Annotated in this window: 3 protein-coding genes; 1 reads left to right on the forward strand and 2 read right to left on the reverse strand. The window is 38.6% G+C overall.

The genetic code is table 11. The features are described from left to right. Window positions 1-208: 208 nt before the first annotated feature. Window positions 209-511, reverse strand: a complete 303-nt coding sequence (locus tag O9324_RS20065; protein WP_288141128.1) for a PIN domain-containing protein — start codon at window positions 509-511, stop codon at window positions 209-211. Between the two features lie 98 nt (window positions 512-609). Further along, complete coding sequence (locus tag O9324_RS20070) at window positions 610-855, reverse strand: hypothetical protein (RefSeq protein ID WP_288141129.1); 246 nt, start codon at window positions 853-855, stop codon at window positions 610-612. Window positions 856-1,407: 552 nt separating this feature from the next. Between O9324_RS20070 and O9324_RS20075 the strand changes: the two genes are divergently transcribed. Then, the coding region (locus O9324_RS20075; RefSeq protein WP_288141130.1) for an FG-GAP-like repeat-containing protein at window positions 1,408-12,279 on the forward strand (10,872 nt) is incomplete at its 3' end.

Genomic DNA, 12,279 nt, shown 5'->3' on the forward strand with positions numbered 1-12,279 from the left:
TCTTGGCGAAATCTGGTATATCTGTTATATTTGGTCATAGAGAGAGGATAAATTCTTTAACATCTTTTATTTTCTCTCTATTTTGCTTGATTCTTCCTCTTTTTTCTTTTTAGGTTTCTCATTTAGTCTAAACTACAGTTAAGCGGTCTTTGGCTAAAATCAATATCTAGAAAACGGGTTTCTTCGAGAAACCCGTTTTCTGGACTTATTAACGAATAAAATCAATCTGACAAATATTAAGAGGAACAATCGGTTCAAATTCTTTTCGGTCAGAAGTAACTAGAATTCCTTTTTCTTGATTGGCTAAAGTTAAAGCAAAACAATCAGCTAAAAAAATGCGTTTAATTACTGCTTTATATTTGCTTACTTGTCGCCAAAAATTGCCACTTAAATCAAAGCGAGTTTTTATGTTAATATTGCTTAATTCTTGAATTAGTTTTTCTGTTTCTGATTCTCCTATATCTCGATAAAAATTATAGTAAACTTCGCCAAGATTAATAACATGAATCATCTTGTTATTATTTTGATTAGTGATGGTTTATCTAACAATATCTGCTCCTGTTTCATTACGAAAAAAAGCAATTACAGCACAAGCGTCTAAAATGATATTCATCTATTACGCTCCTCCCAATCAATTTCTGCTTGTTTTTGTTGGGCAAAATCTTCACTATTGGTAGGTGCATGAGCATATTTACCTTGTAATAATTTAATTAACTGTTGTATTTCTTCTTCTGATTTAGGTTTAATTTGAAGCAGAAAATTTTGATCAATTAACTCTCTGATTTGCAATAATTGTTCGTCAGAAAGATTAGCTAATGATTGAATTATTTGTTGACGTATTGCTGTAGAACTCATGATTATTACTTAGCTACAATTAAGTATAAAAAAAATTACTATGATTATAATACATCACAAAAATGCTGATTTGCAAGCAAATCTCTAAAATCAGGTAAAATTAAGCAAATTTCAGGGAAATTTTCATTCCTTTCGCGATCGCCCCATGGCGGAGTTGGGATTCCCCGATCTTTCGCTAAATTCAACTAACCCGATCCCTTTTTGTCAATTTTTGTCCATTTTTGTCCACTTTTATCGATTTAATGTTCACTTTTGCTGAAGTTTTTTATAAAGAAATTTTACAATTTAGATTTTATGCTTGACTTTTTCAGGAAGTAAGTATATGTCTGGATATTAACGAACCAAGTAGCAGGGTAGTGGCGATGCGATCGCCCCTAACTCTTATTAGCCGTCTAGGTTATGGATTTTACTCAAAGGCTCGCCAGCAGACAACTGGGAGCGCCTGAAGGGAAACCAGCCTTTAAGTCAATTGCAATCGGCTATTCACCATATCGGTTAGTTAACCTAATCTCAATCTATAAAATATTTTCACTTTTTCTGGAGTGATAAATTATGCTTAATAATCCCGGAGTTTTAGCATTTAGTGCGCCGACTTATACGCTTACTGAAAACGGAACTACTATAACTCAAGTAACAGTAACTCGCACGGGGGGAAGTGATACAGAAGTAAGTGCGACGATTACTTTAAATAATGGTACAGCAACCGCAGAAGATTATAATAATACCCCCATTAAGGTTACGTTTGCTCATGGGGATAGTGCGCCTAAAATTATTACGATTCCGATTAAGGAAGATAGTCAGTTTGAAGCGGTGGAAACCCTTAACCTGTCCTTGACGAATCCGACTAATGGAGCGACGATTGGTACACAAAATACGGCAATTATCAAGATCATTGATAATGATAATTTTGCCTTTACTAATACGGATATTCAACCGACGAAACTGGAGAAGTTAACCTTACCGATTCCCACAGCGTTGAAGCAGTATGAAACCCTCAGCAGCGAATTGGATAAAGCCAAGGTTAAGTTAGACACGACGGAGGAACAATTAAGGTTAGCAAATGATGATTATTCCTTTGCGAAGGAAACCTTTGAGGGGAGTCTTAGTAAGCGGAAGTTTTTAACAGACAGTTTGCAGAATTTGGCAAATAAAAAGACGGCTTTAACCTCTGGTTTTACTCAATCTAAAACACAAAATGAGCAAAAACAGAAGGATATTCAGAAAAATATTGATAATGCTTATACTCGTCTGAAGGCTGAAACCAATGCGGGTATCAAAGATGGGATTCAGAAGGAGATTAATGGTTATCTGATTCAGATTCAGGAACAACAGAATTTACTGTCAATTGCGACGACTAAGTATAATCAGGAGTTGGCGGTTGTTGATTTCCAAATAAATGAATCAAATCAGGAGTTACAGGGACTTACCGATAATATTATTCCCAAGCAAGTTGAGGATTTAGAGAAGAAAAATCAGGCTTTAGTCGGTGTTAAAACGGCTTGGGAAGGGAATAAGCAAGCTGTGACGGTTGCGGATAAGGCGTTGGGGGATTTTCTGACGGATTATGCTTTTCTCAAGACTCAGGATTATTCGTCTAAGTTTTTGCAGAATACGGTTGATAGTCTTAATCAAAAAATTGGTACGCTTCAGGCTAATTTAACGGCTTTGAAGAGTGGGAATGGGTCTAATTCTGAGATTGCGGCGTTGGAAAAGGCGATTTTAGAGAAGCAGAAGGTTCTGGGAGAGGTACAAGAGTATCAGAAAACGGTGTTAGCGGGTGAGTTGGAGTTTAAGCAGGAGTTGGAGACGAGAAAGCTGACTGCTGCGGACCATGAAGCTTCGGTTAAGGTGGCTTTGGGGAATAATAATATTGAGGGTTATGTGACTTTAAGTAGTCAATTGGCTAACCAGTTGAAGGGGTTAACTAATGTTTGGGTGGATAATTTACAGGATAATCATAATCTCACGATTAAGGTGTGGAATGGGTTGCAAGCGGAGTCTCAGGCGTTTGATAGTTTGACGAGTTATATTGACCAGAATTTGGCGACTCCTTATGGGGATTATTATCTGAATGAGATTCAGTTGGATGAGGCGTTACAGATTCGGGAGTCAACGGTAAGACGGCGGGATGCTTTGGCGGATAGTGTTGATTTTGTGACGGATGCGCTGTTTTTGGCGAAGAAGCAGTTACAGGAGTATCAGGATTTAGCGAAGTTGAGTCAGCATTATTCGGATTTGACAAGTTTGGAAAAACAGTACACCGTCCTAATAAACGCTAAAGAAAAATTAGCAAATAAAAAAGAACAGTTATCTTCTAGTAATATCGATCAATATAAACAGATAGGAATTGAAGTTATTAGCGTAGCAAATTTACTACAAAATAATTTTAAGGATAACCCTAATTATTTACAGACAAGCAATAGTTTAGACAAAATAATTAAACAGTATCAAGATTTAGCAAATCAAATAGAATATACTCCATATATTTTTAATCTAAGCTTTAACCAATATCTAAACCCAATTAGTGCAACATTTATCAATGAAAATTCTGATAATGCTTTGGTAAGTGATTTTAATGGAGATGGCAAAGATGATCTTTATTTTACTTGGCGAAGTAGCGGAAGAAATCGACTTTATCTAAGTAATGGACAAGGTGGTTTTACTCAATATTTAGATCCCATTGCTACAGGAGTAATTAATGGACATGATAATTCTTTAGTAGGTGATTTTAATGGAGATGGAAAAGATGATATCTATTTCTTTTGGAGAGGAATGGGCGTTAATCGACTTTATCTAAGTAATGGACAAGGTGGTTTTACTCAATATTTAGATCCCATTGCTACAGGAGCAATTAAAGGAAATACTACTACTTTAGTAGGTGATTTTAATGGAGATGGAAGAGATGATAATTTTTTTCATTGGAAAGCTTCAGGAACAAATGGACTATATCTTAGTCCTCTTCCAATAATACATAGTGAAGGAATTCAATTTTTAATCAATCAAAGTAATTTAACTGTTAATAATTATTTTGAATCTATTAATCCTAAATTAATAGATAAATTAAATGAAGAAGTTACTAATACAATTCAAGATTTAACGGTTCAGATTGATTTAACCAATAATCAACAAGAACAATGGATAGAAACCAATTTACAGAATTATGTCAAACAGCGACGGGATAGTATTATTCCTAATGGTGTAAATGATAAAACTATCGCAAATCTCCAATCTCTCCGCCTAGAAACTGCATACCTAACCTTACAAGCCCAACAAAATCCAGATAAAGTACAGAAATATTTACAAGATTCTCAATCTATATTAAACGCAAAAGATAAAAGATTGGCTTCTTGGCAAAATAGCAATCAACCTACTATTGATGGGACATTTAACGTAAAAGCGTCCTTTACTCCTAGCCCCAGTTATTCAGTGAAGGCTAATAACTATAACTATCAAACCGGGGACTTTAATGGAGATGGAAAAACCGATTTAATCCACTTTGATGTTAATAATTATGTTCATCTCTGGTACTCTCAAGGAGATGGTACTTTTACGATTAAAAACTTTACTCCTGGTGGGGGTTATGGAGTTGGCGTTAATAACTACAATTACAAAACAGGCGACTTCAACGGAGATGGCAAAACTGATTTAATTCACTTCGATGTTAATAATTATGTTCATATATGGACTTCTAAAGGAGATGGAACTTTCGCCATTAAAGATTTTACTCCTGGTGGAAATTATCAAGTTGGAGCAAATAACTATAATTATCAACTGGGAGATTTTAATGGGGATGGAAAGACCGATTCAATTCATTTTGTTAATAGTGGCAATGGATATGTATATGTTTGGCTATCTAACGGAGATGGAACGTTTGATGTCAAACCATCTTTTACCCCTAGTCCTAGCTATGGCGTAAATAACAATAATTTTAATTATAAAGTAGGAGATTTTGATGGAGATGGAAAAAGCGATTTAGTTCATTTTATTGATCCTGGTAACGGATATGTTAATGTTTGGAACTCTAACGGAGATGGAACGTTTGATGTCAAACAATCTTTTACTCCTAATCCTAGCTATGGCGTAAATAACAATAATTTTAATTATAAAGTAGGAGATTTTGATGGAGATGGAAAAAGCGATTTAGTTCATTTTATTGATCCTGGTAACGGATATGTTAATATTTGGAACTCTAACGGAGATAGTAAAACAACTATCGAAAAAGAAGCTGATACAGCCATCCAAAATCTCCGCAATGAATACTTCCCCGAACTCAACAACCCCACTACCCTCGCCACTCTCCAACAACAAATTAGCGACCAACAAACCCAAACCCAACAACAAATCGACCAACTAAAAAACAGCATTAGCCAAAAACAAGCCCAAGCCGCCGCTTCCATCTCCCAAGCTGACTGGTATCAAGAAAAATCTGCCTTTTATTGGGAACAAAGCCGTAAACAAGGACCCACTTGGACAGAATCTCGTAGCTACAAAAAGAAAAAACTATTTGGCAGTAAAACCGAATGGGTTACAATCACCCACGTTGACCACAACTGGATTATCTGGGATACCTACACCAAACAAGCAACCGCCCTCCGACAATACGCCGACCAACTCCTAAAAGGAGCTACAACCGATACATTAAATAAAGATACCGCCACCACCATCCTTAACCAATGGGATAAAGCTAACGCCGTCGCCAATGAAGCCGCCCTCAGCCAAAGCGAATTTATCCACCTGCTGCAACAACTGGAAGCAGAAAGAAAACTCAGCGAAGACAAAATCGCCCAAATCAGTGATTGGGAAAAACTCCTCCCCATCCTGCAAAACCAACTGGAAATAGCCACCCAAGATGCAGCCACCGCCACCGCCAATATTCAAAAAGAAACCGGCGAATACCAAACCAGTAAAGACAACTATTTAAACGCCCTTAACAGCGTCCTACAAAAACGCGCCGAATTGCAAACCAAAACCCAACTTCTGCAACAAGACATCACCACCGCCAAAAACTCAGTAATCCAACAAACTACTTACCTCGCTGACGAACTTACCCAATCCCAAACCCTAATTAGCCAACTGCAAACTAAACGACAAGCAATCGCCCAACAACTCATCACCGCCACTGGAGATAACAAAGATAACCTACTCACCCAACAAGCCCAATTAGACCAATCTATCCAACTTCTGACCCAAAAACAAACCGTCCTCACCGCCCAACAAGCTACCCTCACCCAAAAACAGACCCTCCTCTCAACCCAAGAACAGGTACTCCTCACCGAGTATCAACTCCTCGACGTTACCCTCGCCAGTCCCGACAAAGACACCAGTACCCTCGAACAACAACTCATTGACACTCGTAAAACCCTCGCGGAAGTCCAAAAACTCGCCGAACAAGCCGAAGCCAGTAGCCAAGCTTTAACCGCCGCGATGGATGGCTTACAAGCCTCTCTCTTACTGCAAAATGACAAATACCTCGCCGCCATTAAAGACAAACAACAGGCACTTAAAGGGCTAATAGACGCAACTGAACTCGAAAAAAATTACACCCTCCAAGCCACTACTAAACGCCAAGAATTAAACAGCTTTGAAAGCCAACTTCTCACCATCCTCAAACAGGCAAATGATGCCGGAAGTAAAGAAGCCGCCCAACTTCTGGAAGTAGCCAACGCCAACAATATGGCTACTGCCGCCGAACTTTATTACAAAGATTATCGAGATTTAGCGAACGATAAAGGTGGCGGTTGTTCAGGAGGAATTGCCCGCCCGGAAGATTTAATCTTAGCCGATAAATACTATGCTGAAATGCAGCAATATCGGCAATTACAACAACAGGCGCAACAACAAGCCAGCCAATTTACCGCCCTTCGTCAAGCTGCTGAAAATCAAATTACCCTCTTAGAAGGACAAAAATCCCTCGCCACCCAAGAATTGGCCCAACTTCAGCAAAGTATTGGCAACTCTCAAGAAGCGATTGAGGCCCATAAACAAGAAATCGCCGTTGCTCAATTTCGTATTGATGCCCTTTCCCAACTGAAAAACTGGACAAATCAAACTTTATTGCAAGTTCTTTCCGTTGAAAAATTCAACTTAGCACAGGCACAATTAGAACAAGAAATCGCTGAAAAACGCGGTCAATTGATTGATGATGCGGTTGCAGCCCAGTTAGAAAAACAACGGTTAGACATTCAACGCGATCGTCAAATTGCCGTCACCAAACTGGAACAATTAAACCAACTAAACACCGAAGAAGCACTCCAGCAAGCGATTAATAATCTACGCACCGACTTAGGTATTAACCCGATTGCAAATATCATCACCCAAGCTGACTATAAAGGACAACTAGCGGGCATTTTAGCCGATTTAGATGCCCTGAAACAAAAACAGCCCAACTTACCCGATGAATTGCAGAGCATATTAACAGCAACTCGTCAAGATATTCATGATGCTTTACAGGGGAAAGAAGCAGCGACGATTCAGGATAATTTACTGAAAACGGTTGATGGTTTAATTGAGCAGAATAATAAACTGAATGCAGAAATTACGAAATTAGACCAAGAAGAACAGCAATATTTAGGGATTCTGAAACAATCGGAAACCAACCTCAAGGGAGCCAGTAAAGCACTCTATGATGAGATTCAGAAAACAGGGGTATTAACTCAAGAGAAAGAGCTAGTCAGTCAGCAGAATTTAGAGATACTTTATAAGGTTGGCTATGCTCAAGGTGCAGTTGATTTATCCGATGATTTAGCGCGACAATCTCAATCGATTTTAAGCCAGATTATTGAGGGGCGAATTAAAGAAAGGGAAATCAGAAAGAAAGCCTTTGTTAATGAAGTTTTAGGGACTGCAACGCTTGTTATTTCGTTAGTATCAGCCGTTTTTACCGTAGGGGCATCCTTAGCCGTTAATATTGCAACAGCAGGATTATCCGGTGCAGCAGCTACCGCAGCAGCAGCCAGCGCAACTATTCTTGGTGTATCAGTTGGCACAATTACTTCTGTTGCTACTACATTAAGCCTTATTAGTAGTTCTCTTAGTGCCGTTCAATCAGCCTATAATGGAGATTGGGCGGGTGCAGTTTTCCATGCAGCAATGGCTTTTGCCAGCTATGAAATTAGTGATATTAATAGCGAACTAGCGAAGAATCCTCAAGTCATCGAAACCACCAAGGCAATTGATGTTGCCAAAGAAGCAAAAAATTTGAGCTTAGTTAGTGAATTAACCCAGAAATTAGAACTCTTAAAATATGAATTATCACCCAATCTACTTAACCTAACCAGATTCCAAACAGTCGCCCAAGGTGCGTACTCATCCTATCAGTACGCCAAAACAGGAGATACGACTCTCGCCTTATTATCTGGGGTTCAATCATTAGCTAATGCCGCATCTCTTGGCATTAAAGACATCACAAAATTAAGTCAAGCTTCTGATATTCAAAAATTCTTTATCACAGCAGGACAAGTCTCTCTAGTAACAGCCCAAGGTATCAAAGCTATTGAAAATGGCAACTGGTTAGATGCGGCTAATGCAATCGGTAAAATTGCTGGACAAATTGACAAAAACTTTGCGTTAGGATTAGGGGAAGCCGGGAAAAAAGAACTAATAGATTTGACGGGATTAAAATGGGAAGAAATTCAAGACTTCGGTAAATTAAGTTCAGCCTTATATCAAACTATCGATAATAAAGATTGGATTAAAGCCATTCAAACAGCAGGTAAAGCAATTAACCTTGTTGATGATAGTTTATTGGGGGTTGATTTAGGAACCGAAGCCCATAAATCTATTAAAGATTTAACAGGGTTTGAATGGGAAGAAGTCGAAACTATCATTCAATCGGGAGTTAAGCTGGAAATTGCTGTCAGAGAACGTAATTTGCAAGCAATCACTCAATCTGTAAAAAGCATTGTAAATGTCTGGGTTACTGACGATAAACTCAAAATTGAAGCACAAAAAGTTACAGGACTTTCTTGGGAAGAAATCCAACGAATTACCCAGACAGGAGAAGCCATTAATAAAGCCATTGAAAAAGGAGATACAGCAGCTTGGATTAAATCCAGTAATGAACTTCTGGGCATTTGGCAAGGTAATCAAACCCTCCAAAACTTCTTAAAAACTAACCTAAATTTAGACTGGAAAGATTTCCAGCAAGTTGTTAAAGCCGGTCAATCTATTGCCATAGCTACTGACAAACAAAGCGTTGAACAATGGGGACAATCTCTCAAAGAAGTTCTCAATATTTGGTATGATGACGATACGCTTAAGAACAAATTAACAACCGTATCTGGACTTTCTTGGGAACAAATTCAAAAGACAGAGGAAACCATTTCAACCCTTAATAAAGCCTACGAAAAAGGTAATACTTTAGCTTGGATAGAAGCTAGTAACAAAATCCTAAAACTTTGGGAAACAGATAAAACCTTAGCCAATAAAATTAAAGTCAATACAGGCTTAGATTGGCAAGATTTTGAGAAGATTGTTAAAGCTGGACAAGCTACTGCGATCGCTGTTGACAGTGAAAAGTTAAAAGATTGGGGACAAGCGATCAGAAAAGTCGCTAATATTTGGGCTGATGATGCCACATTAAAAAGCAAAATTGAACAAGCAACTGGACTAACTTGGTCACAATTAAATAAATTAGAAAACACTGTTCAGGAACTAGATAAAGCTACTCAAAATAACAATACCCAATCTTGGATTACTGCCAGTGATAATATTTTAACAATCTGGAAAACCGATCCTAGTTTTGCTAAAAAACTCAAAGAAGTTACCAGTTTAGACTTTACCGACCTAGAAAAAATCGTCAAAGCAGGTCAAGCTACTGCGACAGCGATTGACAGTCAAGAACTCGCTAAATGGGGACAAGCCATCAGACGAGTGGCTAATATTTGGGTAGATGATAATACCCTAAAATCTACAGCAGAAGACCTCACAGGGTTATCTTGGGAGAAACTTCAAAAACTCGACAAAACTGTACAAGAAATTAATACTGCCATAGACAAAGATACAACCCAAGACTGGATAAATGCCAGTGATGCAATTCTGAAAATTTGGCAAGATGATCCTACTTTAACCCAAAAACTCAAAACCTACACTAATTTGAATTGGCAAGATATAGAAAATATAGTAAAAGCTGGTCAAGAAACAGCTAAAGCCGTTGATCAACAAACACTAGCACAATGGGGAAATGCCATTAAGAGTGCTGTTAATATTTGGGTAGATGATAATACTCTAAAATCTCAAGCTGAAAAAGCAACTGGACTTACTTGGTCACAGTTAGAAAATCTTGCCCGTACCAATCGATTAATTAAACAAGCCATTGACACCAATGACTTAGAAACATGGAAAAAATCAACCGATGAAATTATCAACATTTGGAAAGAAGATAAAGTATTAACTCAGAAACTCAAAGAAAAAGCAGCAATTGAATGGAAAGATATTGAATATATTGTTAAATCTGGTCAAGCGATCGCAACCGCATCTCAAGATACAACCCTAGAGAATTTAACAGCAGCTATTGAACAGATCGTATCTATTGGCGATCAAGATCCTCAACTTAAAGAGAAAATCAAAAGTATTTTTGAACTGGAATGGCAAAAACTAGAAGCAATTAGTCAAAAAAATCAACAAATACAAGCAGACTTAGCTCAACAGCAACAAGAAAACTGGGTCACAACCAATCAGGAATTGATCAACATCCTGGAGAAGAATGATGCTCTTATTCAAGAAAATCTTGCTCCCATTATCATTAACCCCATTCCCAATCAAACAGCAACCACTAATAAATCATTCACTTTCACTGTTTCTGAAACCACTTTCACAGACATAGATAAAAATGATCTTCTAACCTATTCAGCAACAGATGTGAATGGTAATTCCCTACCTAAATGGTTATCTTTTGATCCCAAGACAAGAACTTTTAGTGGAACTTCTAAGGATACAACAAGCTCTAGTCTCGATATTAAGCTTGAAGTAAAAGATACTAAAGGATTGTCTTCCAGTAACGTTTTCACACTTACCATTAATGCCATGACTGGAGGAGATGGCAACGATCTCCTTAATGGTAGTGCGGGAGATGATACCCTCAATGGGAATGCAGGCGATGACACCCTCAACGGCGGTAATGGAGATGACCTCCTTAACGGACAAGAAGGGAAAGATAGCCTCAATGGGAATGACGGTAATGACACTCTTAACGGAGGCGATGACAACGATATTCTTAATGGCGGTCAAGGTAACGACTCCCTCAATGGTAGTCCGGGAGATGATAGCCTCAATGGCGATATTGGTAACGACATCCTTAACGGTGGCGATGGCAATGATACCCTCAATGGTGGGGATGGGGATGATACGCTTAATGGGGGTAACGACAGCGATCGCCTGTTCGGTGGTATTGGTCAAGACTCCCTCAATGGTGGACTAGGGAACGATAGTATCGATGGTGGGGAAGGCCAAGATACCCTTACTGGTAGCAATGGTAACGATACTATCAATGGCGGCTTAGGTGATGATAATCTGGATGGCGGTAGTGATAATGACCTTCTCAACGGAGGCGAAGGTAACGACACCCTCAATGGTGCAGCCGGAATTGATACTTTGGTAGGTGGTTTAGGAGATGATACCTATCAAATTGATACCACCACTGATACCATTACTGAACTAGCTAATGAGGGAACCGATACTATCCAATCTAGTATCACCTTTAGTCTTGCAAGTTTAGCTAATATTGAAAACCTCACCCTTACAGGTACTACGAATCTTAACGGTACAGGTAACGCTGGTAATAATCTAATAATTGGTAATAGCAGTAATAACACCTTAACAGGTAATGGCGGTAACGATACCCTCAATGGGGGTGCGGGAATTGATACTTTGGTAGGTGGTTTAGGAAATGACACCTATCAAATTGATACTACTACCGATACCATCACTGAACTAGCTAACGAGGGAACCGATACTATCCAATCTAGTATCACCTTTAGTCTTGCAAGTTTAGCTAATATTGAAAACCTCACCCTAACCGGTACTACGAATCTTAACGGTACGGGTAACGCTGGTAATAACCTAATTATTGGTAATAGTGGGAATAATCAAATCAATGGTGGATTAGGAAACGATACTATTGAGGGAGGGGAAGGAAAAGATACCCTTACTGGTAGCAATGGTAACGACAGTATTAATGGCGGCCTAGGTGATGATAATCTGGATGGTGGTAGTGATAATGACCTTCTCAACGGTGGAGAAGGTAACGACACCCTCAATGGTGGTGCGGGAATTGATACCCTAATTGGTGGTTTAGGAAATGACACCTATCAAATTGATACCACTACTGATACCATCACTGAAAACGCCAACGAAGGCACAGACACCGTTCAATCTTCTGTAACTTATACCCTCGGAAACAACCTAGAAAACCTCACCCTAACTGGT

It is taken from the genome of Microcystis sp. LE19-84.1B, from assembly GCF_027531875.1.
Lineage (GTDB): Bacteria > Cyanobacteriota > Cyanobacteriia > Cyanobacteriales > Microcystaceae > Microcystis > Microcystis panniformis.